This is a genomic window from Rugamonas fusca (assembly GCF_014042365.1).
Lineage (GTDB): Bacteria > Pseudomonadota > Gammaproteobacteria > Burkholderiales > Burkholderiaceae_D > Rugamonas > Rugamonas fusca.
In genome coordinates this window covers 1-25,329 of record NZ_JACEZS010000031.1, presented here as the reverse complement: position 1 = coordinate 25,329, position 25,329 = coordinate 1, and the positions used below count along the sequence as shown (strand labels likewise).

General features: G+C 67.1%; 21 protein-coding genes. 7 read left to right on the top strand and 14 right to left on the bottom strand.

All coding sequences use genetic code 11. The annotated features are described in order from the left end of the window. Positions 1-204: 204 nt before the first annotated feature. The 3 genes from H3H36_RS24005 to H3H36_RS23995 are packed head-to-tail and all read left to right on the top strand — an operon-like array spanning position 205 to position 5,545. Positions 205-771 (top strand): DUF2760 domain-containing protein, encoded by a 567-nt coding sequence (locus H3H36_RS24005; RefSeq protein WP_182220581.1) that lies wholly within the window; start codon positions 205-207, stop codon positions 769-771. Further along, positions 768-2,621, top strand: a complete 1,854-nt coding sequence (locus H3H36_RS24000; protein ID WP_182220580.1) for an Hsp70 family protein — start codon at positions 768-770, stop codon at positions 2,619-2,621. Before H3H36_RS24005 ends, H3H36_RS24000 begins: the two co-directional genes overlap by 4 nt. Before the next feature lie 2 nt (positions 2,622-2,623). Then, positions 2,624-5,545, top strand: coding sequence for an Hsp70 family protein (locus tag H3H36_RS23995; protein WP_182220579.1), 2,922 nt, complete (start codon positions 2,624-2,626; stop codon positions 5,543-5,545). Between the two features lie 38 nt (positions 5,546-5,583). Here H3H36_RS23995 and H3H36_RS23990 read toward each other — a convergent pair whose 3' ends face one another. After that, positions 5,584-6,237, bottom strand: coding sequence for a tRNA-uridine aminocarboxypropyltransferase (locus H3H36_RS23990; protein ID WP_182220578.1), 654 nt, complete (start codon positions 6,235-6,237; stop codon positions 5,584-5,586). Between the two features lie 238 nt (positions 6,238-6,475). Between H3H36_RS23990 and H3H36_RS23985 the strand changes: the two genes are divergently transcribed. Then, a complete protein-coding gene (locus H3H36_RS23985) occupies positions 6,476-7,144 on the top strand; it encodes a PEP-CTERM sorting domain-containing protein (RefSeq protein WP_229220078.1) in 669 nt (222 codons plus the stop codon). Here the strand turns inward: H3H36_RS23985 and tssA are convergent. The 6 genes from tssA to H3H36_RS23955 all read right to left on the bottom strand — a co-directional run bounded on the left by tssA (position 7,141) and on the right by H3H36_RS23955 (position 14,094). Beyond that, entirely contained in the window at positions 7,141-8,196 is a 1,056-nt protein-coding gene (gene tssA / locus H3H36_RS23980) for a type VI secretion system protein TssA (protein WP_182220577.1), read from the bottom strand. The two genes, H3H36_RS23985 and tssA, sit on opposite strands and share 4 nt — an antisense overlap. 14 nt (positions 8,197-8,210) lie before the next feature. Further along, entirely contained in the window at positions 8,211-10,829 is a 2,619-nt protein-coding gene (gene tssH / locus H3H36_RS23975; RefSeq protein ID WP_182220576.1) for a type VI secretion system ATPase TssH, read from the bottom strand. Positions 10,830-10,938: 109 nt separating this feature from the next. After that, positions 10,939-11,430: an Hcp family type VI secretion system effector gene (locus H3H36_RS23970; RefSeq protein ID WP_182220575.1), complete on the bottom strand. Its 492-nt coding sequence runs from the start codon at positions 11,428-11,430 to the stop codon at positions 10,939-10,941. A 32-nt stretch (positions 11,431-11,462) separates the two neighbouring features. After that, the gene (gene tssC / locus H3H36_RS23965) at positions 11,463-12,968 is read right to left on the bottom strand and encodes a type VI secretion system contractile sheath large subunit (RefSeq protein WP_182220574.1); all 1,506 of its coding nucleotides are present in this window, start codon (positions 12,966-12,968) and stop codon (positions 11,463-11,465) included. A gap of 4 nt (positions 12,969-12,972) precedes the next feature. Then, positions 12,973-13,479, bottom strand: coding sequence for a type VI secretion system contractile sheath small subunit (tssB, locus tag H3H36_RS23960; RefSeq protein ID WP_182220573.1), 507 nt, complete (start codon positions 13,477-13,479; stop codon positions 12,973-12,975). Between the two features lie 15 nt (positions 13,480-13,494). Beyond that, positions 13,495-14,094 carry a tetratricopeptide repeat protein gene (locus H3H36_RS23955; RefSeq protein ID WP_182220572.1) on the bottom strand — a complete coding sequence of 200 codons (600 nt, stop codon included), beginning with the start codon at positions 14,092-14,094 and terminating at the stop codon, positions 13,495-13,497. Between the two features lie 270 nt (positions 14,095-14,364). On the opposite strand from H3H36_RS23955, the gene tssJ reads away from it, so the two are divergent. Together tssJ and H3H36_RS23945 are read left to right on the top strand one after the other, a co-directional pair. Further along, a complete protein-coding gene (tssJ, locus tag H3H36_RS23950; protein WP_182220571.1) occupies positions 14,365-14,955 on the top strand; it encodes a type VI secretion system lipoprotein TssJ in 591 nt (196 codons plus the stop codon). An 87-nt stretch (positions 14,956-15,042) separates the two neighbouring features. Next, a complete protein-coding gene (locus H3H36_RS23945; RefSeq protein ID WP_182220570.1) occupies positions 15,043-15,930 on the top strand; it encodes a DotU family type IV/VI secretion system protein in 888 nt (295 codons plus the stop codon). Positions 15,931-15,947: 17 nt separating this feature from the next. Here H3H36_RS23945 and H3H36_RS23940 read toward each other — a convergent pair whose 3' ends face one another. The 4 genes from H3H36_RS23940 to H3H36_RS23925 all read right to left on the bottom strand — a co-directional run bounded on the left by H3H36_RS23940 (position 15,948) and on the right by H3H36_RS23925 (position 22,473). After that, a complete protein-coding gene (locus tag H3H36_RS23940) occupies positions 15,948-16,721 on the bottom strand; it encodes an OmpA family protein (protein ID WP_182220569.1) in 774 nt (257 codons plus the stop codon). 20 nt (positions 16,722-16,741) lie between these two features. After that, a complete protein-coding gene (gene tagF, locus H3H36_RS23935; protein ID WP_182220568.1) occupies positions 16,742-17,710 on the bottom strand; it encodes a type VI secretion system-associated protein TagF in 969 nt (322 codons plus the stop codon). Continuing rightward, entirely contained in the window at positions 17,707-21,522 is a 3,816-nt protein-coding gene (gene tssM / locus H3H36_RS23930; RefSeq protein ID WP_182220614.1) for a type VI secretion system membrane subunit TssM, read from the bottom strand. The genes tagF and tssM overlap by 4 nt, the downstream gene beginning before the upstream one ends. Before the next feature lie 111 nt (positions 21,523-21,633). Beyond that, complete coding sequence (locus H3H36_RS23925) at positions 21,634-22,473, bottom strand: M15 family metallopeptidase (RefSeq protein ID WP_182220567.1); 840 nt, start codon at positions 22,471-22,473, stop codon at positions 21,634-21,636. 131 nt (positions 22,474-22,604) lie between these two features. Between H3H36_RS23925 and H3H36_RS23920 the strand changes: the two genes are divergently transcribed. Beyond that, complete coding sequence (locus tag H3H36_RS23920) at positions 22,605-23,384, top strand: hypothetical protein (protein ID WP_229220077.1); 780 nt, start codon at positions 22,605-22,607, stop codon at positions 23,382-23,384. A gap of 75 nt (positions 23,385-23,459) precedes the next feature. Here H3H36_RS23920 and H3H36_RS23915 read toward each other — a convergent pair whose 3' ends face one another. From H3H36_RS23915 to H3H36_RS23905, 3 genes are all read right to left on the bottom strand, one after another. After that, the gene (locus tag H3H36_RS23915) at positions 23,460-24,146 is read right to left on the bottom strand and encodes a DUF3334 family protein (RefSeq protein WP_182220566.1); all 687 of its coding nucleotides are present in this window, start codon (positions 24,144-24,146) and stop codon (positions 23,460-23,462) included. A 31-nt stretch (positions 24,147-24,177) separates the two neighbouring features. Further along, positions 24,178-24,429, bottom strand: coding sequence for a hypothetical protein (locus tag H3H36_RS23910; protein ID WP_220459847.1), 252 nt, complete (start codon positions 24,427-24,429; stop codon positions 24,178-24,180). Between the two features lie 320 nt (positions 24,430-24,749). After that, entirely contained in the window at positions 24,750-25,145 is a 396-nt protein-coding gene (locus tag H3H36_RS23905; RefSeq protein WP_182220565.1) for a tautomerase family protein, read from the bottom strand. Between the last annotated feature and the right edge of the window lie 184 nt (positions 25,146-25,329).

Below are 25,329 nucleotides of genomic sequence, written 5' to 3'. Positions count from 1 at the left end.
CAAGCCGGATTTGATCGCCGCCCCTGCAGTTCGGGCGCGCAAGCTGGTATCATGCGAACAAAATTGGGGAGATGTCATCCCCGCGCCGCGCGCGCTGATTGCCGCGCCGGCGGGCCTGTCGCGCCCCTGCCCCACCCAACAACGTATCAGGACGCCGCCCCGTGCAGGGTGGCGCCCCCGATGATTACCTTACGCGAGTTCCCCATGACCCAACCTACACCTGCCAAAGCATTGTCGTTCTGGAACCGGTTGCCGCTGGCTTTCAGCGCCTTCATCAACACGCTGTCGGACCCCGATTACGCCAGCCGCCTGCAACGCATGAACGACGCCGCCAGCTATCCGCCGGCCCCCGTGGCGGCCCCCGCGCCCGCGCCGGCGCCACTGCGCGTGGCCACGCCCAACGCCGCCCTGCAGTTGCTGAGCCTGCTGCAACGGGAAGCGCGCCTGATCGACTTCACCCAGGAAAACCTGAGCGCCTATTCCGACGCCGACATCGGCGCCGCCGCGCGCGTGGTGCATGAAGGCTGCGGCAAGGTGCTGCGCGAGCACTTCCACATTGAACCCGTGCGCGACGAAGCCGAAGGCAGCCGCGTGGTGCTGGAAGAAGGCTTCGACGCGGGCGCTGTGCGCCTGACAGGCAACGTGGTCGGCAAGGCGCCGTTCCGCGGCACGCTGAGCCATCGCGGCTGGCGCGCCACCAACGTGCTGCTGCCGAAACTGGCCGAAGCCCACGACGCCAGCGTACTGGCCCCGGCGGAGGTGGAATTATGAGCGAACCACGCTACGCCATCGGCATCGACCTGGGCACCACCCATAGCGCCCTGTCCTACGTGGACCTGGCCGCCAGCGACGGCGAACAAACCAGCCACGGCGTGCTGGCCATCCCCCAGTTGACGGCGCCCGGCACGGTGGAAGAACTGCCGCTGCTGCCTTCGTTCCTGTACCTGCCGCACGCGGACGAACTGGCGCCCGGCGAGCTGAGCCTGCCATGGGCCCAGAGCGGCGCCGAACAGAGCGCCGTGGTGGGCGAGCTGGCCCGCAGCCGTGGCGCCACCACGCCGATCCGCCTCGTCTCGAGCGCCAAGAGCTGGCTGTGCCACCCCGGCGTGGACCGCCGTGGCCCAATCCTGCCCAACGACGCGCCCGAGGAAGTGGCGCGCGTGTCGCCGCTGGACGCCTCCACCCGCTACCTGTCGCACCTGCGCGCGGCCTGGGACGCGGCCCATCCGGACGCGCCGTTCACGCAGCAGGCCGTCACCGTCACCATTCCGGCCTCGTTCGATCCGGGCGCGCGCGAACTGACGGCCGATGCGGCCCGCGCGGCCGGCTACGACGCGCTCACGCTGCTGGAAGAACCGCAGGCCGCCCTGTACAGCTGGATCCAGGGCAGCGCCGGCCACTGGCGCAAGGAAGTCAAGCCGGGCGACGTGATCCTGGTGGTGGACGTGGGCGGCGGCACCAGCGACTTTTCGCTGATCGCCGTGCTGGAACGCGATGGCGTGCTGGAACCGCACCGCGTGGCCGTGGGCGACCATATTCTGCTGGGTGGCGACAATATGGACCTGGCGCTGGCGCATCTGGTGGCGCGCAAGCTGGCCGCCAACGGCACCACACTGGACGCCTGGCAGATGCGCGCGCTCACCTATGGCTGCCGCGCCGCCAAGGAAGCACTGCTGGCCGACGCCGAGGCGGCCACCTGGCCCATCGTCGTCCCCAGCCGCGGCTCCAAGCTGATCGGCGGCTCGATCCGCACCGAACTGACGCGCGAGGAAGTGAGCACCTTCATCCTGGACGGCTTCTTCCCGTCCGTGGAAGCGTCGGCCCGCCCGGCCGTGCGCACCCGTGCCGGCCTGACCCAGCTTGGCCTGCCGTACGCGCAGGATGCCGGCATCACGCGCCACCTGGCCGCCTTCCTGGCGCGCCAGGTGGGCGCCACGGCGGAGCTGGAGGGCTATACCGGTCGCCAGAACGCGGACGCCACCTTCCTGCATCCGACAGCCGTGCTGTTCAACGGCGGCGTGTTCAAGTCCGAGCTGCTGGCCCAGCGCGTGATGGCCACCATCAACGACTGGCTGTACCTGGAAGGCGCGGAGCCGGCCCGCATGCTGGGCGGCGCCGATCTCGACCTGGCCGTGGCCCGTGGCGCGGCCTACTACAGCTACGTGCGGCGCGGCAGCGGCGTGCGCATTCGCGGCGGCACGGCCCGTTCCTACTACGTGGCCATCGAATCGGCCATGCCGGCCATCCCCGGCATGGAACCGCCGATCCAGGCCCTGTGCGTGGCGCCGTTCGGCATGGAGGAAGGCGCGGAAATGGAGTTGCCGGCGCAGGAATTCGGCCTGGTGGTGGGCGAGCCGGTGCAGTTCCGCTTCTTCGGCTCGTCCGTGCGGCGCCAGGACCAGATCGGCGACCTGCTCGACAGCTGGCTGCCGGACGAACTGCAGGAACTGAACGAGATCGCCGCCACGCTGTCGCCGGAAGGCCGCCAGGCCGGTGACGTGGTGCAGGTCAAGCTGCACGCGCTGGCCACGGAATCGGGCACGCTGGAACTGCTGGCCGTGGCCAACGACGGCCAGCGCTGGAAGGTGGAGTTCGACGTGCGCGCGGGAGCCGCTGTCTGACAATGGCCCACTACCTCGTCAGCATCGACCTGGGCACCACCAACACGGTGCTGGCTTATTCCGAGCTTGGCGCGGCGCCCGACAAGGCGCAGATCCGGCTGTTCGACATCGAGCAACTGGTGGCGCCGGGCGAGGTGGCGCCAGCCGCGTTGCTGCCATCGCTGCGCTACCACCCGGCCGACGGCGAACTGGCTGACGGCGAGCTGCAACTGCCGTGGCGGCAGGACGACGTGGCCGGATTGGCGCAGGTGGTCACGGGCCGGCTGGCCCGCGTGCTGGGCGCGCAAGTGCCGGGGAGGCTGGTAGCCAGTGCCAAGAGCTGGCTGTCCCATCCCAGCGTGGACCGCATGGCGCCCATCCTGCCATGGGGGGCGGAAGAAGGCGTGCCGCGCGTGTCGCCGGTGGCGGCCAGCGCCAGCTACCTGGCCCACTTGCGCGCCGCGTGGAATACGCGCTTCCCGCAACAGCCGCTGGAACAGCAGCAGCTGGTGCTGACCATCCCCGCCTCGTTCGACGAAGGCGCGCGCGCGCTGACGCTGGCAGCGGCGCGCATGGCCGGCCTGCCCGGCCTGCGCCTGCTGGAGGAACCGCAGGCGGCCTTCTACGACTGGCTGTTCCGGCATCGCGCCACGCTGGGCGAGGAACTGGCCGATACCCGGCTGGTACTGGTGTGCGACGTGGGCGGCGGCACCACGGACTTCAGCCTGATCAAGGTGGAACTGACGGACGGCGTGCCGCAACTGAGCCGCATTGGCGTGGGCAACCACCTGATCCTCGGTGGCGACAACATGGACCTGGCGCTGGCCCACCTGGCCGAAAGCCGCATGGCGGGCGGCGATGCTGGCGCCGCGCGCCTGTCCGCCGGCCGCCTGGCCCAACTGACGGAACGCTGCCGCGCCGCCAAGGAACAACTGCTGGCGGCCGACGCGCCCGAACGCGTCACCGTCACCCTGCTGGGCGCCGGCTCGCGCCTGATTGGCGGCACCCGCTCCGTGGAATTGACGCGCGAGGAAGTGGAGCGGCTGGTGGTCGATGGCTTCTTCCCCATGGGCGCGGTGGACGACGGCGCGCGGCGCGGCCGGGCGGCCATCGTCGAATTCGGCCTGCCCTACGCCAGCGACCCGGCCATCACGCGCCACCTGGCCAGCTTCCTGCAACAGCACGCGGGCGCCGCCAGCGCCGCATTGGGGCTGGCCGCAGACGCGCCCCTCCCCATTCCGGACACGCTGCTGCTCAACGGCGGCGTGTTCCGCGCCGACGCGCTCGCACGGCGCCTGCAAGCGACGCTGGCGCAATGGCGCGGCCAGCCGCTGCGCGTGCTCCACAACGACAATCCCGACGTGGCCGTGGCCCGTGGCGGGGTGGCCTACGCGCTGGCCCGGCGTGGCGCGGCACCCGCCATCACGGGCGGTTCACCGCGCAGCTACTTCCTGGTGCTGGACGAAGAACAGCGCGCCGACAAGCCATGCCGCGCCATCTGCATCCTGCCGCGCGGGACGGCCGAAGGAACTGAAGTGCTGCTGTCCGAGCGCACGTTCGCATTGCGACTGGGGCGCCCGGTGCGCTTCCACCTGGCCTCGTCCACGGCGCAATCGGGCAATGCGCCGCTGGCCGGCGAGATGGTGGACCTGAACCAGGGTGACTACGTACGCCTGCCGGCCATGGCCACCGTGCTGCGCGACAGCGACAGCGCGGCACGCAAGGAAATCCCCGTGCAACTGGCCACGGCGCTGAGCGAAGTGGGCACGCTGGAAGTACATTGCGTGGCCGCCGACACGGACAACGCTCAACCGCCACAACGCTGGCTGCTGGAATTCCAGCTGCGCGAAGCGAGCGCGCCGAACGCGGACGCCAGCGCGGCGCCGGAGGCGCAGCCGGCCGCCACGCACCCGGGCGTGGGCGCGGCCATCGAAAAGATAGACCGCATCTTCGGCGCCCGCGCGCAGCAGGTCGAATTGAAGGAAGTGCGCCAGTTGCGCACCCAGCTCGAAAACGCGCTGGGCAGCCGTGAGAAGTGGGCCACGCCGCTGCTGCGCCAGTTGTTCGACGCGCTGCTGGCCCGCGCCAAGGGCCGGCGCCGTTCGGCCGACCATGAGCGCGTGTGGTTCAACCTGTGCGGCTACTGCCTGCGCCCCGGTTTCGGCTACGCGCTCGATGAATGGCGCATCGAGCAGTTATGGGCCCTGTTCGAGACCGGCGCCCAGCATCACAAGGACAGCCAGGTGTGCGCGGAATGGTGGACCATGTGGCGGCGCGTGTCCGGTGGCCTCGATGCCACGGCCCAGTTGCGCATCCTCGACGATTTCGCCTTCAACGTACAGGCCGACGCACAGGAACGGGGCCGCCGCCCGCACACGCTGGTCGATGGCAGCGATGACGACATGCTGCGCCTGGGCGCCTCGCTGGAACGTATCCCCGGCAACTACAAGGCTGAAATCGGTGCCTGGATGCTGATGCAACTCGAGCAGGCCACAACGGCGCTACAGCGCACAGCTGCTGGCAAAGGCGGCGCGGCCGCGCGCTCGAGCAGCGCCAGGGCCGACGCGACGGCCAAGGCGGAAGCGGCGCAGGCGCGCTACCTGTGGGGCCTGAGCCGCGTGGGCGCGCGCCAGCCCTTCCACGGCAGCGCGCACGACGTGGTGGCCACGGCCACGGTGGAACAATGGCTGGCCGTGATCCTGGCGCTGGACTGGAAGAAGGTGGAGCCGGCCGGCTACGCGGCCGCCCACCTGGCGCGCATGACGGGCGACCGTTCGCGCGACGTGGACGAAACCTTGCGGGCCGAGATCCTGCGCCGCCTGTTGGCCGTGGGCGCGCCCGCCAACTGGAGCGCCATGGTGCGCGAGGTGGTGCAACTGGACCAGGCGGATGAGAAACGCCTGCTCGGCGACGCCCTGCCACCGGGATTGAAGCTGATCGCGTGATCCCGCCGCGTGCTGTGTTGGCGCCTGCTACCGGCGCCTCACAGCGGTCCGCGCACTCCAGGCACGTAGCCTTGCTGCTGGCCGACGAAGCCATCGAAGGCGCCAATCAACGGTTCGAACGCGGCGGGCCGGCCTTCCAGCTGCTGCAGCGCGTAGCAGCTCGCCTCCAGCGTCGACAGTTGATCGGGCAAATGGGCCTTGCGGATCAGGTAGTGGGAGGGCGGCGTGTCGCGCAGCGGCAGGCGGGGCAAGGCTTGCAAGGCCGGGTTCAGGTACAGCATCTTGCGGCTCTTGCGCCAGGTGCCGTCCAGCACCACGAGCCGCAAGCGATCCGGCTGCGCGCGCCACGCTGGATCGAACGGCGCGGCCGGCACCATCGCCGGCCCGCCCGCGTCCACGGTTTCCGGATACAGCAGCACAGGCCGGCGTTGATCGGCCGTCAACCACTGCGCCAACCTCTCCGGTGCGAACGTCTCCCCCACTTCCAGCCGGCTGCGCGCCAGGCTCAGATGCAGCAGCCGCGCGCTGCCCTTGGCATTCGCCACTTCCATCGGGTGCTGCAGGATCAGGACATCGACAGCGTTATCGACCGGAGCCACCCAGCGGCAAATGCAGGCCGATTGCGCGCGCAAGCAGGTGGCGCATATGGCGCGGCGGTGGCCGCTGGCGGCGGGAGGCGGAGGGGAAGTCATAGGCCGCCATTGTACCGAAGCGTGATGGGCTGGCGAACAATGCGCAATAACGCTGGGCGTGATCCAACACGTGTTAATCAAACGGAATTGCGAAGACACAATGATGCAAAAAATAGTTCCAAAAATGTAAAACATGCAATAGCAATCACAAAATCCTCTGCTTATACTGGGTGAGCCGCAAAGGCACAGTCTTCGTTTTCACCGCTCGTACCATCAACAATAAACCGGAGGTGATCCAATGAAATCCCTACCCCGCCTGCTTGCGGCGGCGGCCGTGCTGGCCGCCGCGCAATCCGCAGTGGCCGTTACGCTGCCGGTCAATACCTTTACTACCCTGCCCGGTACCACGGTGGCGGCCGAACCGCAACTGGCCGGTGTGGTGCTGGAAGACCAGGTGCAAGCCTTCTCGTTTAACAACGGCAGTGGCATGGTGTCGGGCACGGTGCAATCGCGCGTGGTGCGCTCCAGCGTCGATGGCACCCTGGACTTTTACTGGCGCGTGATCAGCGACCGCAGCTCGGCCGGCAACATCGATTCATTCAGGCTGGGGCGTTTCGTCGCGCCGGAATACAACGGCAACTGGCGCAGCGATGGCCTGGGGTCGGTCGCACCGGATGCGGCCTACCACTTCGGCGTGCCATCCACCGCCTATGTCAACTTCCTGTTTGGCCATACGCAAGGCGATCCGACGCTGGCGCCGGGGTCGGAGTCCTACTTCATGCTTCTCGACACGACAGCCACCAGCTACGCCAAAACCGCGCTGTACGATATGACCGTCGCGGGATCGGGCTATATCTCCGACAGCTATGCCACCTTCGCCCCGGCCGTGCCGGAGCCATCCGGCTACGCCATGCTGCTGCTCGGCCTGGCCGGGGTGGGGATGGCGGCCGCGCGGCGGCGCGGCTAGGCGCCGGGAGCGGACGGCACGGCGCCCAGCAAGTCTTCGAGGCTGGCCAGCGTCGCCGGGTCCTTGACCACGGCACGCAGCCACAGGTGCAGCGGCTGCTCGCCCCAGCTGGCCGCCTTCTCGGCCAGATAGGCCACGGGACTGTGCGGTTCCGTGCGGCGGAAGAAATCGGCCACCAGCCGCAGCTGGGCCAGCGCCTGCGCGCGGCTGCGCAGCGCTTCTCCCGGCTGCACGACGCCATAGGCTGCCGGCTGGCTCATGCCGTCGCAACGGGCGCCGTCCGCCTCGACGGCCGCTATCACGCCTGCGCCACCGGCCAGCGGCGCGACGAAATGGATCAGGCCTTGCAGCGCCTCGCGGGCGGCCGTGAAGGCCGGGCCGTCCACGCCCAGGCGCGCATCCACGGCCCGTTCCAGGTCGGCCAGCATGGCCAGGCAGTATTGCGCGTCGGCCAGCAAGGCTTCGTTGTAGTCGGCGCTGTTGCGGCGCCGCTGCGCGTCCAGGTCGGCCAGCGCGAGGCCGGCGTCCGATGCGCCACCCCAGCCCTGACTATCGGCACCGCCGCTGCCGGCGGCGCGCTGGCGCGCCGCGTCGAAGTCGGCCCAGGTGTAGCCCATTTCCTCCGTCACCGCCATTTCGCGCACCAGTTGCGGCGTGCGGCCCAGCAGCCAGCCCAGGTTGCCCACCCGCTGCTCGAACTGGCCGTCGTCGGCCAGCGGGAACAGGCCGTCCCAGTAATGCTCGCACAGGCCAGCCAGCACGGCGAAGCCGTCGCCCAGGCCGCGCAGGCCGCGGGTCTTGGCGTGGGCTTCGGCCAGCCACACGGCCAGCCGCAGATCCTTGCTCTTCGACTCGATCAGCCGCGCGCAGCGGCTACCCACGAAGCCCCAGTCGGCCTCCTTCAACGCCACCACCCACTCGCCCTGGTCCAGCGTGGGGTCGTCGTAAGTGCGGGCTTTGGCGATGTCATCGAGTTCGCTGCTGAATGACAGGTCTTCACCGCAGGTTTGGGCGGGGCTGATGGGAAGTAGCAGTTGCGCGATGCTGAACATGGCGAACCTCCGGCTTATTTGATGGTGTATTTGAACTGGCCGTTGCGGCCCGCCCCAACCTTGATGCGGGCGAAGGCGGCGCCGTCGGCCATGCGGGCCAGCACGGCTTCCGCGATCTCGGGCAGCAATGTGCCGTTCAGGATGTGGTCCACGTTGCGCGCGCCCGAATCGACTTCGGTGCAGCGCGCCAGCACCGCTTCCACCAGCGACGGCTCGTAACTGAATTCAGCCTGGTGGTTGGCGTACACGCGCTGGCCGATGCGCGCCAGCTTGAGGCCGATGATGCTGGCCAGCGCCTCGTCGCCCAGCGGATAGAACGGCACGATCTTCATGCGGCCCAGAAAGGCCGGCTTGAAGTGGCGCATCAACTGGGGCCGCAGCAGTTCTTCCAGGTCCGCCGGCGCGGGCCGCTGGTCCGCTGGCTTGTTCAGGCAGGCTTGCATCATGGCGGCCGAACCGACATTGGAGGTGGCGATGATGATGGTGTTGCGGAAGTCGATCTCGCGCCCTTCCGCGTCGTCCATCACCCCCTTGTCGAACACCTGGAAGAACAGCTCCGTCACGTCCGGATGGGCCTTCTCGATTTCGTCGAGCAGCACCACGCTGTAGGGGTTGCGGCGCACCGCCTCGGTCAGCACGCCGCCCTCGCCGTAGCCCACGTAACCGGGTGGCGAGCCTTTCAGGCCGGAGACGCTGTGCGCCTCCTGGTATTCGCTCATGTTGATGGTAACCAGCTTGCGTTCGCCGCCGTACAGCAGGTCGGCCAGCGCCAGCGCCGTTTCCGTCTTGCCGATGCCGGACGGGCCGACGAACAGGAATACGCCCTTGGGTTTGTTCGGGTCGTCCAGGTTGGCGCGCGCCGTGCGCACGCGCTGGGCCACGGCGGCCAGCGCATGGTCCTGGCCGATGATGCGTTCGCACAGCGCTTCGCGCAAGCGCAGCACGGTGCGGATTTCATCCTTGACCATTTTGCCGAGCGGGATGCCGGTCCAGCCGGCGACCACGCCGGCCACTACGCTGCCATCCACTTCGAGCGGCGCCATGGCCGCGCCGTCCGGCTGCGATGCCAGCTGCGCCCTGGCCGCGCGCGCTTCCGCCGCATTGCCCTCGCCTTCCAGCCGCACGATCTCGGCGCGCAGCGCCTGCTCGCGCTCCCAGCGCGCGCGCTGGCGTGCGTGCTCGTCGCGCTGGGCCGCATGGGCCGCGCGCAGTTGCTGCAGGCGCGCAGCAGCGCCGCCCGCGCCGTTCCCGCCGTCCTCGCCATCGCGCTCGAGCGCCGCGATCTCGGCGGCGCTGCGCTCCTGCGCGCGGGCCGCATTCTCCACGGCCACCGGCACCGCATGCTGGCCCAGCGCCACGCGGGCGCAGGCTGTATCGAGCACGCCCACCGCCTTGTCGGGCAACTGCCGGCCACTGATGTAACGGTGCGACAGCCGCACGGCTTCCGTCACCGCTTCGTCGCGGATGCGGATACCGAAGTGGCCTTCCATCAGCGGCACCATGGCGCGCAGCATGGCGCAGGCGATGTCCTCGGACGGCTCCTCGACCTTGACCACCTGGAAGCGCCGCGCCAGCGCCGCATCCTTCTCGAAATACTTCTTGTACTCGCCCCAGGTGGTGGCGGCGATGGTGCGCAGCTCGCCCCGCGCCAGGGCAGGCTTGAGCAGGTTGGCCGCGTCGTTCTGGCCGGCCTGGCCGCCCGCGCCTATCATGGTGTGGGCCTCGTCGATGAACAGGATGATGGCATGCGGGCTTTTCTTGACTTCGTCGATCACGTTCTTCAGGCGGTTCTCGAATTCGCCCTTGACGCTGGCGCCGGCCTGCAGCAGGCCCATGTCCAGCGTGTGGATGGCCACGCCCTGCAAGGTGTGGGGCACGTCGTTTGCCGCGATGCGCAGCGCCAGTCCTTCCACCACGGCCGTCTTGCCCACGCCCGCTTCGCCTGTGAGGATGGGATTGTTCTGGCGGCGCCGCATCAGGATGTCGATCAGCTGGCGGATTTCCAGGTCGCGCCCGATGACGGGATCGACCTTGCCGTCGCGGGCCAGCTGCGTCAGGTTGCTGGTGTACAGGTCCAGCGCCGGCGTGCGTGTGGCCACCTGGACCACGGGGTCGGCGCCGGCTTGCTCGGTCGGCGCGGATGGCGCGGGCGCCGCTTCCTGCGAGCCGTCCGTATATTTGTCCAGCTGGTGCTTCATGCCGTCGAGCGGGAAGCGGGCGAACTGGCGCGAGGCGCGCGCCGCCAGTTGGGCCAGCTCCGGCTCCGTCAACAAGGCCAGCAGCAGGTGGCCACTGCGGATCGTATGCGGCTGCTCCGCCGCCAGCGAGGCGATCAGCCAGGCATGCTCGAACAAGGTCGACAAATGGGGCGAGAACACGGGCGTGCGGCTGCTGCCGTTGCGGAAGCCCGCCACTTCGCGCCGCAGGTCGGCGTCCAGCCCCGTGAGGCTGATGTCGCAACGGCGCGCGATCACGGCGACATCGCTGCGCTCTTGCTCCAGCAGGGCGAGGAACAGGTGTTCCACGTCCACTTCATACTGCCCCAGCCCGACGCAGATGGCGGCAGCGCGGGTGGCGGCCTGGCGGCTGGTGTCGTTCAGTTTTCCGATCAGCGTTTTCAGGTTGATGCCCATGCTGTGGCTCCGCGCACGTGAGAATTGAAGGGAAACCAGGAACAGCAAGGGTCAGACTCCTCGCCTTGGCGCGAGGGCCTGACCCCGCTGTGGTGGCCAACGCGATGGTTCACACCACGCGGTTAGTGGACAGGTCCCAGCCGCCGGAGGTATTGCCGCCGGCGCCGCCGCTGATGCGTTGCTGGGTGTATTTCCAGCGTACCTTGGAGAACTTGAAGCCCACCTGCTCGGCCAGGATGTCGCCCTCCTCGACGGACGGCGTGACCTGGCCGATCAGCACGTTGTCGATTTCGATTTCAAAGTACTTGACCCGCTCGCCCTGGGCGTCGGCCCGCATGAATTCGAACTTGGCCTTGGGGATGGTCTTGCCGGCCGCGCAGGTCTGCAGCAGGATGGGCGAGGACAGGTCGGCCAGCTTGCTGATGACGATGTCGCGGTGTTCGCAGCGCTCGGCCGTGTGGCCGCCGCCGGTGGACGCCGTGGCCGATTTGGGTTGTTCCACGCCCCAGTTGACCGATTTGCATTCGATCCAGTCCTTGTGGCGGTCGTCGGCCGACTCGCCCTTGATGCCTTCAATGTACAGGTAGACGTCGATTGCCATTGCGCGCTCCTCTTTCGTTGGTTGGGAAAGCTTCAGATGTTGGTCGACTGCGGCAGCTCCGCGACCAGTCGGAGGGAAACGGACAGCTCATCGAGCTGGAAATGCGGCCGCAGGAACGACACGGCGCGGTACACGCCGGGCCGCCCGGCCACCTCGTGCACCTGCACGGAGGCCTCGCGCAGCGGGAACTGGGCCTTCTGTTCCTGGCTGGCGTTATCGTCCAGCAGCACGTACTTCATCAGCCAGCGGTTGAGGAAGTCCTCCACGTTGGAGGCCGCGTTGAAGCTGCCGATCTTGTCGCGCATCATGGCCTTCATGTAGTGGGCGATGCGCGAGACGGCGAAGATGTACTGCAGCTGCGACGACAGCACGGCGTTGGCGTTGGCCGCCTCCGAGTTGTACTTGCGCGCCTTCTGGGTGGACTGGGCGCCGAAGAAGGCCGCGTAGGCCGTGTTCTTGCAGTGCACGAGGGAGATGAAACCGAGGTCGCTCAACTCCTTCTCGCGCCGGTCCGTGATGGCCACCTCGGTCGGGCACTTGAGCGCAACCTCGCCCTCGTCGGTCTTGAAGGTGTGGGTGGGCAGGTCGTCCACCAGGCCACCGCCTTCCACGCCGCGGATGGCGGCGCACCAGCCGTAGTCGTCGAAGGCCTTGGTCAGCTTGGCGCCGAAAGCGTAGGCCGCGTTACACCACAGGTATTTGTGGTGGTCGGTGCCATCCACTTCCTCGACGAAGTTGAAGCCTTCCACGGTGGTGCCGTCCACCGGATTGAATGGCAGGCGGCCCAGGAAGCGCGGCAGCGTCAAGCCCACGTAGCGCGCGTCCTCCGATTCGCGGAACGCCTTCCACTTGGCGTATTCCACCGTATCGAACACCTTGGCCAGGTCGCGCGGCTTGCCCAGGTCGGCGTAGCCTTCCAGGCCAAACAGCTCGGGCGCGGCGGAGGCGATGAAGGGCGCATGGGCGGCCGCCGCCACGTGCGACATCTGCTCGATGAAATACATGTCCTCGGGCTGGCGCGAGATCTCGAAGTCGCCCAGCAGGGCCGCGTACGGTGCGCCGCCGAAGGTGCCGAATTCCTCCTCGTAGACCTTCTTGAACATGGTGCTCTGGTCAAATTCCAGCGCCGTCTGGAAGTCCTTCACCAGCTCGCGCTTGGTGGCGTTGAGCATGCGGATCTTCAGGCCCTGGCCGGTGGCCGAATTTTTCACCAGGTAGTGCAAGCCGGTCCAGCTTTGCTCGAGCTTCTGGAATTCGGGCGCGTGCATAATGGCGCTCAGCTGGCTGGAGATCAGCCGGTCCAGCTCCGCCACGCGCGCGTCGAGCGTGGCCGACAGATTGTTCGACACCACCACCGTCCCTTGCAGCACCTGGCTGACCAGTTCCGAGATGATGTCCTTGGCGCGCGCGTGTTCGATGCTGGACTTGGCGACCTTGCTGCGTTCGACGATCTGGTCCAGCAGCTTATCGGCATCGGATGCGGCATCGGATGCGGCATCGGGGGCGGCCGCTTGCGCCGCTTGCAGTTGGGCGGACATGGCGTCACTCCTTGCTGGACGGGGCGGATTGGAGGGCGGACAGCTGGTCGGTGTTGTTGAGCACCTCGGTCAGGATGTCCTCCAGCTTGTCGTTACCGGCCAGCTTGTTGCGCAGGTCGGCCAGCTTGCCACGCGCCTCCAGCAGTTCACGCAGCGGCGCCACCTGCTGCACCACGGACTCGGGCCGGAAATCGGCCATGGCGCGAAAGCGCAGTTCGACGGCGAACGAGCTGTCGTCGCCACTGAGCTGGTTGGGCACCAGGAACTTGGCCACCGGCGCCACCCCGCCCAGCACCTCGTCGAAGTTGCCGCTGTCGATGTTGACGAACTTGCGCTCCTTGAGACGCTTTTGCTCCACCTCCGGATTGCCGCCAAAGTCGCCCACCACGCCGACCACGAACGGCAGTTCCTTGTTTTCCATCGCGTCGCCGATTTCCACGTCGTAGGTCATCTGCACCCGTGGCGCGCGCACCTTGGTCAGGCGCTTCTGTACGCTGTCTCCATTAGCCATGATCGCTCCCTAGGTTTATTTGAGACCACCGAACGGATCGGTGCTGGCCGACGCGTTGTCCGGCTTTTCCGTCGCGTGATGCGCGGTGGTCGCGGCTGGATGGTGCGCGCGTGGCGGCGGGCGATGCGCGGGCGGCGAGGACGGCACCAGCACATCCTCGCCCAGGCTGGTGCGCAGCAGGCGGGCCAGGTCCTGCGCTTCCGAACGCAGCGAGCCGTTCAGGTTGTTTTGCTGGCTCAAGTCCGTCAGCGCCTTGGTCGACAGGCGCAAACCGCTGACAGCCACGATGCTGTTGCCCAGCTTGTCGTTCGGGTCGCGCTGCAAGGCTTCCAGCGCGTTGGTGATGGCCTCGCCGTAGCTGGCACGGTCGAACTTCATCTGCGCCAGGTGCAGCCACGGCTGCTTGTCAGCCGGATAGGTGCTGGCCGCGCCCTTGAGAATCACTTGCGCCTTGTCGGCCTGGCCGGCGGCGACGGCCGTATCGGCCTCGGCCAGCGCGCGGTCCAGCGTAGCCGGTTGGACGCGCTCGGCGCGCACTTGCTCGCCATCGGTGGCGCACGCGGACAGCAGCATCGCGCAAGCGAGAATAGGTAACGATGTTCGGATCGGATTCATGGTGTGCTCCCTGATGAACGGCGGTGGAGAGGCGGTTGGGGTGGAGGCCATTATTCATCAATGGTTGAGGCCGCAATTGCGCCCGCTCAAGGCATGTTGGATTGCGCGCAAGGAGGCCGGAAATCACGCCATGGACTGATCTGGCGCAGCACTGCGCATACCGGCTAGCGCGGCGCGTGCGGCCAGTTCAGCAAGCCACGCGGCCCTTGCGCCGCCGCAAATCCCCGCCTGGCCACTTTGGTTCTAATGGCAAGGTCGCCTGGAGGATCCATGAACCGCTCGCGCAAAGCCCTGCTGTGCCTGACTGCCCTGCTGACCTTGAGCGGCTGCGCGGCCGGCTCGATCGCCGGCACGGCACTGGAGATGATCGGCATCCGCCAGCCGCCCGAACTACCCGACGCGCAAAAGCCGCCGCGCCAGGTGGCGATCCGCCTGCACGCCAGCCCCAACCTCAACACGGACGCCAACGGCCATCCGCTGGCACTGGTGGCCCGCATCTACAAGCTGCGCCAGGACGCCGCGTTCCGGCACCTTGGCTACGACAGCTTCCTGAACGCCCACACGGAACACGACTTGTTGGGCAACGACCTGCTGGAGGTGAAGGAAGTGCTGCTGGTGCCAGGCCAACGCTACGAGGTAGTGGAAAAGGTGACGCGCGAAGCGGCCTTCATCGGCGTGGTGGCGCTGTTCCGGGCGCCGGCCGAACAGCGCTGGCGCATGTCGTTCGCCGCCGGCGACGCGGAAAAAGATGGCATCACGATCGGGGCCCACGCCTGCGCGCTCAGCGTGGGGAGCGGGGCCACGCTGCTCGACGCGGATCGCAGCACCAGCAAGCCGCTGGCGGCACTGCGTTGCCCGTAATGCGGCAATCAGCTGACAGGAGGATGAGATGAAAGACACCAGCTTCGCCAGCAACCAGGCATGGCCAGGGGCGCCGGGAGCGGCCCCATGAACGCGATGGTCGAGCGACGCAGCACGCCCTCGTTGTTGGGCAACCAGCGGCGTGACGATGCCGCGCGCAGCGGCAACCTGCCCACCCTGGTGGACCTGCTGCACGAAGGCTTTTACGCACTGTTCATGCTGCAACAAGGCGCCCATCCGCTCGCCGCGCTGGGCGAGCCCGGCCGGCTGGCGCCACCACCGGCCGCACCGCCCCCCCTGCCGGCGCCAGTCGATGGCGAGGCGCCGCCGACGCCGGGGGGACTGGCGGATGAGGCCACGTTCAAGGAAAAAGTGCATGGTTTCCTGGCCGAGTTCGACCGCGAAGCACGCAAGCTGCGCGCCAGCGGCGACGATATCGACGCGGCCAAGTACGCGTTTTGCGCCGCGATGGATGAAGTGATCCACAATTCCAGGCTGGCCATGCGGGCGCCGTGGCGCCACCGGCCATTGCAGCTGATTCTGTTTGGCGACCACCTGGCCGGTGAACACTTCTTCGACCGGCTGGAAGCCTTGCGCAGCAAAGGCGGGGGACGGCTGCAATCGCTGCAGGTATTCCACCTGTGCCTGCTGCTGGGATTTAAGGGTAAGTACGCGAATGAGCCGAGCGACAAGCTCAGCTACCTGACGGCCCGCCTGGGCGAGGAGATCGCCCACATCAAGGGCAAGAGCCGCGGCTTTGCGCCGCAAGCCGAACGGCCCGACGAGATCATCAACAAGCTGCGTGGCGAAGTGCCGCTGTGGGCGCTGTCCATGGTGTTCGCCGTGGCCGCGCTCAGCATCTACCTGGGCCTGAAGACGTCGCTGACACGGGCCACCCAGACCAGCATGGCGCCCTACAACGACCTGGTCAAGCTGGCGCCCAAGCCGGCCAACCTGACCATCACCCTGCCCTGAGACGCGCCCGGCGCGCCCTACTGCGCCACCCGGAACTCGATGCGCCGGTTGCGGGCGCGGCCGTCGGGGCTGGCGTTGTCGGCCACGGGCCGGTCCGGCCCCTGCCCGGACACGGTGACCATGTCGGGGCTGATCCCGCGCCCGGCCAGGTAAGTGCGCACAGCTTCGGCCCGCGCCAGGCTCAGCGCCACGTTGCTCTCGCGCAGGCCGACGTTGTCCGTATGGCCGATCACTTCCACCTTCCTGTCCTTCACCTTGTGCAAGGCGCCCGCCATCTCGTCGAGGATGGCCTGGCCCGACGGCGTCAGCGTGGCCTTGCCGCTGTCAAATTCGATGATGCGGTGTGCCAGCGTGGCGTCCAGCAGGTTCTGCTCGGCGGCGCTCACGCGCAAGCCGTTGTTGACCGTGTAGGTCGGGTTCAGGCTGGTGGCGAAGTCGCTGGCGATCTGCTGGCGCTGCGCTTCGTTGGCCACCTCGCCGTGCACGCTCACGTTGTTGCCGTCGATCTTGAGCTGGCCCTTGCTGATCAGCTTGAGGTTGGCGCCGATCAGCTTTTGCACATACCCCACCCAGTTCGGTGGCAGCACCACGCGGCCAATGGCGATCTGGTCGACCACCTGCTCGGCGCCATACAGTTCGCGCAGCCGGGCCAGCATGGCGGCCTTGCTGGCCTCGTCGGGCACGGTGCCGCTCACCAGCACCTGGCCCGGCTTGGGCGTGGCCGGCGCCGGCACCTGCGCGGCGGCAGGAAAGGAAACCGCCAATAACAAGGGCAACACAATCGCGCGCATGGACTACCTCCGTGACCGGGTCAGGCAAACGTTTCGTGAAACAGCGCGTGGGCCGAGCGCAGCGACAGCTGGCCCTGCTCCAGATAGGCGGCCAGCTTGTGGACGCGCTGGTCGGCATCCACGTACTGCTCCACCCAATCGGCCTCGTACAGGGTGATCTGCTGCTCGTCCACACATTGCGGATCGATCACGGCTTGCAGCGTCTCGGGCGCTGCGCCATTGAAGCCGACCACCAGCACGTATTGCTCGCCCAGGTCGGCAAAGAACAGGCACAGCTCGAATTCGCCCGGGCGCAGGAACGGCCTCATCAGGTCCAGCCAGAATGCGGCCACCAGGTAGCGGTGGCGCCGCTCGTTGGGCAGCGGCAACGCCAGGCTGCGGTCCAGGCTGGCCTGGCCGTCCGCCTTGACCGGTTGCAGCAGCAAACCCAGCGCCAGCAGGATCTGCCGTACCGGCGCGTTCGCCAGCATGGCCTGCAAGCTGGCCAGGTCGTGGCCATCGAGAAAGCGCGTGAAGGCGGTCTCGTGGTCCGGGTCGTGCGGATCGAGCTCCACCACCGTGGCGGCCAACGCGTGCAGCGCCGCGGCCGGATCGTCGGCCACCGGGACCTCGGCCGCCAGCGGCGCCAGCGCCTCCCACAGCGGCGCCAGCACCAGCGGGCTGCGCGCCAGGAACATGGCCGGTTCATGCACTTCCAGCGCGCTCATGACGAGAAAAGGATAGCGCCGTTGCGACTGGTCGCCGCTCGACAGGATGTGGCCGGCGATGGCGCGCCGGCTGCGGTTGCCGACGAAGGCGAACGGCAGCGGGCGCAGTGCATCGTAGTGCTGCTTCCAGCGCGGGTTGAGCGTCAGCAGGTTCATCACCTCGGCCAGCCACTGGTCCAGCAGCGCGGCCAGCGCGGGGTTGTCGACCGCCTTGATGAAATCGCTGCGGGTGGGGATCTTGCCGAAGTAACCCACCCGCGTCGCTTGCGGCGCGCGCTTCATGGCGCCGCTCCGACGATGGTTTCCGGCAGGCTCATGCCACGGAAACCCTGTTCCTCCGGCGCGCCACCGTCGCGGCCGTTGCTCTCGGGACTGCTGGTGATCTTCAGGTCCAGCGCCACCGTGATGGCGCCGCTGGTCCAGCGCAATTCATACACGCCGCCATCCTTGCGCTGCTTGCTGGCCGCGTCGATCATGCGCTTCAAGCCGAACTGGCCCGGCTCGTTGAAGATGTCCACGCTGCGCCCGTCGAACGCCACGGCCGTGATGCGGGCGCCGGGCGCGCCCTGCGGGCTGGGATGGACCATGTTGCTCCACTGGGCGGGCGTGTTGCGGTAGCGCAGCTGCTGGCCATCGATTTCGACCGTGTATTCCAGCGTGCCGGGCGCGGGCATGGGCTGGATCTGAAACACGGTCTGGGCCGCCGCGGACGAGGTAGCCACGCCGCCGGCGCCGATCGGTGCGATCCAGCCGGGAAAACGCGCCACCACTTGCGGCGCCAGGCTGATGCCCATGTCGGCCCAGGTGCGCGGCGCCAGCACGTCGCCGCGCCGTACCACCAGCGGCCCCATGGCGCCGGTGACGAACTTGGCGATCACGCCATCGGGCCCGAAGAACTGGGCGATCTCGGCATTGCTGGCCTCGATGCGCGAGGTAGTCGAGAACGGGTATTTGTTGGCCAGCGATTTCTGGAACGGCTCGTACACCTGGGCCAGCCAGGTCTTGTTGATTTCCGTCTGGCTGGGACCGATGATGACGGCGAAGGTCTGCATCAGGGGCCGCACGAGGATGGGGCGGATGGCTTGCCTCTGGCTGTCGCTCATGCCGGTCAGCATCTGCTCGTCCACGAGGCGCAAGGCGTCGGACAGTTCCGAGCCGCTGCCTTCAAGCGTCTGTTGCATCAGCTGGCGCGCGCCGGGGCCGGGGTCGCCCTGGTTCTTCAACTGGTTGAGCCGGGTGCGCACGCGCGACAGCGCATCCAGATACGACCCCATCAGCGATGCATCTTTTTCCTTGGGGGCGACCAGCTTGGCCACACCGGCGAACTCGCGCCCAACTGGCCCCATCGGCCGATCGAAGCGGGCCGGGTCGATGGCGAGGTTGACGCCGGACACGGGCACCGGCGCGTTGCGCGAGAACGCATTGGTGATCCATTCGATGACGCCATGCCGCGCCTGTTGCATGCCGGGCTGGGACATGGCCGGATTATCCCACGTGGTCTGCTGGTAGATCGTGGTAAGCAGCTTGGCCAGCGGCGACGATTGCGGATCGCCCAGCCGGTTCATGGCGGCCACGGCCCCATCGAAACCGCGCAGGTCGGCGATGGTCACGCCCTGCACGAATTTCTTCCACTCGCGCGCGTAGTCGGCCTTGTACAAGTCCACCAGGCCTTTCTGGATTTGCTCGGGGCTGCCTTCGAGGGTCAGGTCATCCTTGGCCGCCGTCTGCAACACCCAGTCGGCGCTTTGCAGTTCGTGCGTGGCCGCGTCCTTGAAGGCGCCTTCAACATATTTTTCCCACGCCGCGCGGGTGAAGGCGCCGGACACGGCATGGCTGCCCGCCACCAGCGCCTGGTCCTGCTCGCCGACAATGCCGGCCACCGTCATGGCAGGAAAGCGGGTGGCCGCGCGCGCGCGGATGTCTGCGTATACGCGCTCGCGCGCGGGCATGCCATGCACCACGTGGCGCAGGTTCTCGCGCGCCTGGTCCACCAGCGCCAGCTTTTCCTCCACGCGCGGCCAGGAGGGATCGGCGACCTGGGCCAGATAGAACGTCATCAGGCGTTCGGCGCTGCGTATCATCTGCTCGCGTGGCATAGCGCCCCGGTTGCTTTCCAGCCAGCCGCGCCAGTAGCGCGTGAGCTGGTCGTTCAGGTGGCTGGGCTCGGCATGAGATTTGTCGACCAACATCAGGTAAGTCTTCAAGGCGTTGTAGGCATCTTCGACGTTGGTGGGCGAAGCATCGACATACGGTTGCGCGGCCATCGCACGCGGTGCCGGGCTGATCGGTGGCGCGGCGACCGTGGCGGCCGTGGCGGACGCGGCTGGCGTGGCAGGCATGGTCGCTCCCCCATCATGGTCCTCCGGCGCCACGCGGGCCACGGGTTGCAGTTGGTCGGCGTGCGCGTTCATTTCCGCCAGAAGCGCCTCCAGGTTGGCGGCCACGGGCTTGAGCATCACTTCCTTCACGCCGGAAAAATACTCCTCGCGCAGCTTACGCTCCAGCAGCTCGCCCTGGTACAGGCCCATGCGCAAGGACCACGGCCGGCGCCGCCGATAGCTGTCCAGCTGTTCGATACGGTCCTGCAGGATATCGAGCGCTTCCAGCCGCGATTGCAGGTCCAGCCGCTGGTCCTGCAACTTGACCACCTTGTCCAGGTCGGCCTGCACGTTGCTGACCAGCTGCCGGTTGCCCAGGTAGGACCAGCTCCACCCGCCCAGCGACGCGCCCAGCAAGAGCACGGATGCGAAGAACACACCATACTTGAGCTGTACCTTGGTCTTGCTGGCGTACTGCGCCACCAGGTCCTTGTCGGCGAAGATGACCTTGCGAAACAGGTTGAGCAGGAAGTAGCCGGTCTGGCCGCTGTAGTTGGACGGCGGCACCTCGGGCAATTGCAGGGCGAAGCGTTCGGCCGTGCGCCGCCACTGCGCGCTGACCGGCCGCCCCTCCTGCAAGGCGCTGGTGAAATAGAAGCCCCGGAACACCGGCTTGAACTGGAACGGGTTTTCCTCGAACAGCGTAGCCAAAAAGGCCCGCAGCGACGCACGGATGGTGGCGAACTCCAGCGGAAACGTGAACACGCCGGACGGCATGCGTTCGCGCCGCTGCATGGCCATGTTGGCCAGGCTCATCTCCTTGATGCCATCGCACAGCTCGCTGAAGCCCTGGTCGAAGAAGGCCAGCAACTGCTGGCTGGTGGTCTTGCGCTTGTAAGGCATGGTCGCGCCCCACACGCGCTCGCGCTCGCTGCGCTCGGCCTGCGCGAAGAACTCGCCAAAGCCGGCGATCAGGTCGGCCTTGGTGAACACCACATACACGGGCGCGAACACTTCCAGCCGTTCGATCAGATCCTGCACCCGCTTGCGCAGGCTGCGGGCCAGTTTGATGCCGGCCTCGGGATCGTCGCCGCGCAATTCGGCGATGCTGACGGCGATGATGATGCCATTGATGGGCGCGCGCTTGCGGTACTTCTTCAGCAGGTCGAGAAAGCCGAACCATTCGTCCCGGTGATGATCCTCGACGGCGTAGCGTCCGGCCGTGTCGAGCAGGATGCCGTCGGTGGTGAAGAACCAGTCGCAATTGCGGGTGCCGGCCACGCCTTGCACGATCTGGCCGTCCGCGAACGGGAACTGCAAGCCGGAATGGATGATGGCGCTGCTCTTGCCGGCCGCCGGATTGCCGATGATCATATACCACGGCAATTCATACAGTGCCCGCGCGCCCGACACCCTGCCCATCTTGGAGCCCCTGATGGTGGCGATGGCCTTCAGCATGCTGTCGCGGATGGCGTTGACTTCGGCGCGGGTCGTCGCCGCGTCGGCGCCATCCGTGGTGGCCGGTCCGGCCGCCCTGTTGGCCTCGGCCTCGCCACTGATCGCGTTGCCCATCGCTTGCGATGCGCGCCGGGCACGGTACCAGCGCAGGCCGTACCATATGGCGGCCACGAGCAGCGCCGTGGCCAGCGCCGCCAGCGTCCAGACCAAGGTCAGTTCCAGCGCCGCCGCGCCCAGGTAGAGAAAGATGAGGAGGCCGACAAAGCCGATCAAGGCAACCTTGCGGCTATCGAGCAGGAAGTACCAGATTTTTCGCATCATGAGCGGGCCGCCAGGTTAAGGTGGGGGAAGATGCAGGCAGACCGAGCCATGGTGCCACCGCCGCTGCGGCCATTGTTTGAGCGGGCACAACGTTACCGCCGCGCCCGCCTATTTGTGCACCGTGCCCGGCACCCGCAATTCCGTATGCCCCAGGTCCATCATGGCCCACCGTCCACCCCAGTGCAGGCCGACCGATTCGGCCACTTCGCCATACAGCCGGTAGCCGCGCATGGCCCACGGGTCTTGCTCGGAGATGCGCAGCTTGCCGTCGCGCAGGAAAGCGCAGTCGGCCGCCAGGCCGAACTGGTGATAGCTCTGGAACGCCTTGGCGTTGGTGACGGCGGGACCGGCGGCGGCCAGCTGGTTCTGGCGCTCCGGACTGCGGTAGCCTTCGAGGATGGCCATGTCGTAGCCGTAGCGCTCGTGCATGATCTTGAACACCATCAGCAAGCGCTGGGCGAACTCGGCGTCGAGCAAGCGCCAGTTGCGGTTGGCGCTGTCGAGCATCGGGCGTACCTGCGTTACCTCGGCCGTAGTAAAGGTGACGGGCGGCAGCGACGCGGGCGGCGCCAGCTGCTCCCCTTGCAATAGCGCCGCCACTTGCGCGTTGACCTCGGTCCCGCCGCCATCGAAGCCGCCCAGCATGCCCCTTCCACTGACCAGCCAGGCCAGCAATGGGGGCACCGTCAGCAGCACGGACGCGGCCAGCGCCGTCAAATAGTGGCGGCGCAGCAGCCGGCCGCCCGCACGCAGCGCCGCGCCGGCGCCATCCGCCATCGTGCCGGCGCCTTGCGCGCCGCGCTTGCCCACATGACGGACGCGGCGGCCCGTCCACCGTCCCATGTGGGCCAGCGACTGCCGCACCAGGTCGCGGCCGGACGGGAACAGCGACAGCCAGGCCCCGCCACAGACCAGCAGGAAAAAGATCAGCATGGAAAGAAGTAACATCGTGCGCTCCATCAATACTGCCGGCTGGCGCAGATCGGACACTAGCTTGCGGCCATGCCTGCCGGGATCGCCCCATCGTAGGCCGCCCAGAAAACTTCATCGAACGCTAGATCAAATTCGGGGGTGGTATTTTGGAGAGACAGAACAAACCGACGCTGTTGTCGGCCAAGCGCCCGGCGCGCGAAGGTGCGCGGCGCATCCTGGCCAGCCTGGAACACGGAGCCCTCACGCTGGAAACGGAACGTGTGCCACGCTGGAAACTCAACGGCTGGACCACGGGCCTATGCCTGCTGTTGCTGACGATGACGGTGCTGGCGTGGAGCATCCACCAGTCCGCGCTCACCACGCCGCCGGACATGCCCCCGCGCCCGACTGCGCCTGCCGCGGCCGGAGCGCTGCTGGCCCATGCCGTGCCGGCGCCCGTCGCGGGCGCGGCGCCCGATCAGGCGGCGGCCATCATCAACGACACGCCCGCGCCGGTCCAGGTGGAAATCGTACGGCGGGCCGATCTGCAGCATGCGGCCATTGCACAGCGTCCGGTCAAGGGGGAAGCCGCCGTCACTCCAGGCGTGGCCGCCCACAAGGCCGCGCCCAGGATGACGCGCGAAGTTGTCGCGGGCGCCCACGCATCCGGGCCACGTGGCGCGAGAACGAACGCGGTCGCCGCCACTCCGCCGCTGGCGGACACGGACGTGACCTTGCTGACGGCGCTGGTGGCCCATGCCAGCCAGCCGGCTACCGTCCTCTCCCAGTCCAACCGCGACGTGGTCGAGCGCGGCGACAGCGACAGCACGGCCGAACTGCTGCACCGCTGCAAGCAACTGGGACTGATCGAAGGCATGCTGTGCCGTTCGCGCATCTGCTCGGGCCGCTGGGAAAACGAAGCGGTGTGCCGCACGCCGAGCCGCTGAGTCGAAGTTGCACGCTCAAAATGAACGAGGCCCGCGATCGCTCGCGGGCCTCGGGGTGCCTATCCGTGCGCCGGCTTACATGCCCAGCGATTTCAGCAGCTCATCATTGTCCTCGGCTTCAGCCACGGCGGGAGCGGCCTCGGCGGCCGCCTGGTTCTCTTGTTCAAAGGCCAGCAGCGCATCGGGATCGGGCGTTTCGTTGGCGTCGAACTCGTACAGGCGCACGAACTCGGTACGGTCGATGGCCAGTTCCAGGTAGAACACGTTGCTCTTTTCCGTGTAGAAGGAGACACGGCGCATTTCGGGCCGGTCCAGCGGCGTATCGACGCTCAGCATGACCTGCTTGTTGAGCACCAGCATCTTGGGCTGGTTCTGGGTGATATTGGTCTGCAATTCACGTCGCACCTTGCCCGTGAAATCGCCCACGATCTGGTTCATCAGTTCGCCCAGGATGTTCGCCACTTCGTCAGACGTGTGCGAGCTGGCCAGTTCCGACTTGGGCATGCCCATGTGCAGCATGTAGCGCGAATAGATCTCCATCGCCGTCTCGGCCGCGAAGTTCAGCACCACCAGGCCCGTGAAGCCGCCATCGAACAGCACGAAGCAACCGATGTCCGGCTTCAGGCCGACCTTGGTGATCCGTTGTACCATGGCTGAATAGTGCACCTTGGTTTGCGTGGCGATGCCCAGCACGCGCGTGACCGAGTTGCACAGGCTGGTCAGCAAATCTTCCGTACCGTAAACGATTTTTGTTTCTTCCATGGCCTAGGCCCCTTCCTTTGTTATGTGAGCATTATGCTCTATCCGCCAGCGCCAGGCGAAACAACGTCACTTCACTCAGCAGGCGCGCGATCTGGGCGCGCCGTTCCCTCTCATCCATGGCAGCGCCAGGCGCGCCTTCCAAGCTGGCGCGCAAGTCGCTGACCGCCTGTTCCAGCGCGCATACGCGGCGCACGGCCAGCACGGCCGCGGCGGAGATTTCCGGTCTGGTGGACGCCGCTTCCGGGCGCTGCGCCGCGTCGGGTGCCACATCGGTGATCTGCATTGCGCCTCCGTCAGGTGTCGAAATCCGGCCACCACGCTGTCCCGGCAGGCGCCCTCGCCCGCCCGGATACCAAGAGAATACTGAAGTGCAACTTTTTAGTCCACCGGATTTGACGCTTTAGTAGGAATTGTCGGCGAATGCGGGCGCAGGGCGCATCAAATGAAGGGATTTAACAACTTGACGCCGGTAGCGGCATCGTCCTGCGTGGTGCGGGTGGCGCCTTCAAGCCCATGGATCAAGGCGATCGCGGCGATCCGTTTATCGATCGGGTGTCGGGCGCCGGGCGCCATCAAGCGCCCCCATGGTTGCCATGCTGTCGATCAAACATTGACCTTAAAACCAAGTTCAACATCGCAGCCAGCTTGCCCACCCCGGATTCCCCAATTTTCGCGAGGAATATCGCGCAGCAGAATCTTGGTATGGTCCTTGGGGATACCCAAGGTCTCAAGATTGCGCACGATGGCGCTGTACAGATCGCGCTTCGCGTCGACAGAGCGTCCGGCAAACGCGTCTATGCTGATGTGGGTGTACAGTTCCGGCTTTTGTTTGTCAGGTGGACAGGCAAAGCGATGTGGTTCATGTGCGATCAAGCGGACGTTCTTGTCGCCAGGAAGGATCTTGAAGGCGTCGCGCAACGCCATATGCACAGCCTCGATAATCGCCAGCTCCTGTTCGCGCGTGTATGACGTTCTGACTTCGATCAGTACGGAAGGCATGACACTCACTCCATATTTTCAAAACACTAACATGCCAGACAATGATGAAATGTGCAACAAATCGGCATAGGGGCGGCCAGCATAGCTGACCGGTCCCCTGCCACACCACCCGGCATGCGGGTCCGCACCGGGCGGTTCGAGTAGTTGAGGTTAAGACAGGCGTGGTACGCCCAACCGGTCGAAG

What these genes read in the sequence shown, in the direction of transcription:
- H3H36_RS24005 (WP_182220581.1), top strand. Translation starts at nt 205, where the DNA reads ATGACCCAACCTACACCTGCCAAAGCATTGTCGTTCTGGAACCGGTTG.
- H3H36_RS24000 (WP_182220580.1), top strand. Translation starts at nt 768, where the DNA reads ATGAGCGAACCACGCTACGCCATCGGCATCGACCTGGGCACCACCCAT.
- H3H36_RS23995 (WP_182220579.1), top strand. Translation starts at nt 2,624, where the DNA reads ATGGCCCACTACCTCGTCAGCATCGACCTGGGCACCACCAACACGGTG.
- H3H36_RS23990 (WP_182220578.1), bottom strand. Translation starts at nt 6,237, where the DNA reads ATGACTTCCCCTCCGCCTCCCGCCGCCAGCGGCCACCGCCGCGCCATA.
- H3H36_RS23985 (WP_229220078.1), top strand. Translation starts at nt 6,476, where the DNA reads ATGAAATCCCTACCCCGCCTGCTTGCGGCGGCGGCCGTGCTGGCCGCC.
- tssA (WP_182220577.1), bottom strand. Translation starts at nt 8,196, where the DNA reads ATGTTCAGCATCGCGCAACTGCTACTTCCCATCAGCCCCGCCCAAACC.
- tssH (WP_182220576.1), bottom strand. Translation starts at nt 10,829, where the DNA reads ATGGGCATCAACCTGAAAACGCTGATCGGAAAACTGAACGACACCAGC.
- H3H36_RS23970 (WP_182220575.1), bottom strand. Translation starts at nt 11,430, where the DNA reads ATGGCAATCGACGTCTACCTGTACATTGAAGGCATCAAGGGCGAGTCG.
- tssC (WP_182220574.1), bottom strand. Translation starts at nt 12,968, where the DNA reads ATGTCCGCCCAACTGCAAGCGGCGCAAGCGGCCGCCCCCGATGCCGCA.
- tssB (WP_182220573.1), bottom strand. Translation starts at nt 13,479, where the DNA reads ATGGCTAATGGAGACAGCGTACAGAAGCGCCTGACCAAGGTGCGCGCG.
- H3H36_RS23955 (WP_182220572.1), bottom strand. Translation starts at nt 14,094, where the DNA reads ATGAATCCGATCCGAACATCGTTACCTATTCTCGCTTGCGCGATGCTG.
- tssJ (WP_182220571.1), top strand. Translation starts at nt 14,365, where the DNA reads ATGAACCGCTCGCGCAAAGCCCTGCTGTGCCTGACTGCCCTGCTGACC.
- H3H36_RS23945 (WP_182220570.1), top strand. Translation starts at nt 15,043, where the DNA reads ATGAACGCGATGGTCGAGCGACGCAGCACGCCCTCGTTGTTGGGCAAC.
- H3H36_RS23940 (WP_182220569.1), bottom strand. Translation starts at nt 16,721, where the DNA reads ATGCGCGCGATTGTGTTGCCCTTGTTATTGGCGGTTTCCTTTCCTGCC.
- tagF (WP_182220568.1), bottom strand. Translation starts at nt 17,710, where the DNA reads ATGAAGCGCGCGCCGCAAGCGACGCGGGTGGGTTACTTCGGCAAGATC.
- tssM (WP_182220614.1), bottom strand. Translation starts at nt 21,522, where the DNA reads ATGCGAAAAATCTGGTACTTCCTGCTCGATAGCCGCAAGGTTGCCTTG.
- H3H36_RS23925 (WP_182220567.1), bottom strand. Translation starts at nt 22,473, where the DNA reads ATGTTACTTCTTTCCATGCTGATCTTTTTCCTGCTGGTCTGTGGCGGG.
- H3H36_RS23915 (WP_182220566.1), bottom strand. Translation starts at nt 24,146, where the DNA reads ATGGAAGAAACAAAAATCGTTTACGGTACGGAAGATTTGCTGACCAGC.
- H3H36_RS23910 (WP_220459847.1), bottom strand. Translation starts at nt 24,429, where the DNA reads ATGCAGATCACCGATGTGGCACCCGACGCGGCGCAGCGCCCGGAAGCG.
- H3H36_RS23905 (WP_182220565.1), bottom strand. Translation starts at nt 25,145, where the DNA reads ATGCCTTCCGTACTGATCGAAGTCAGAACGTCATACACGCGCGAACAG.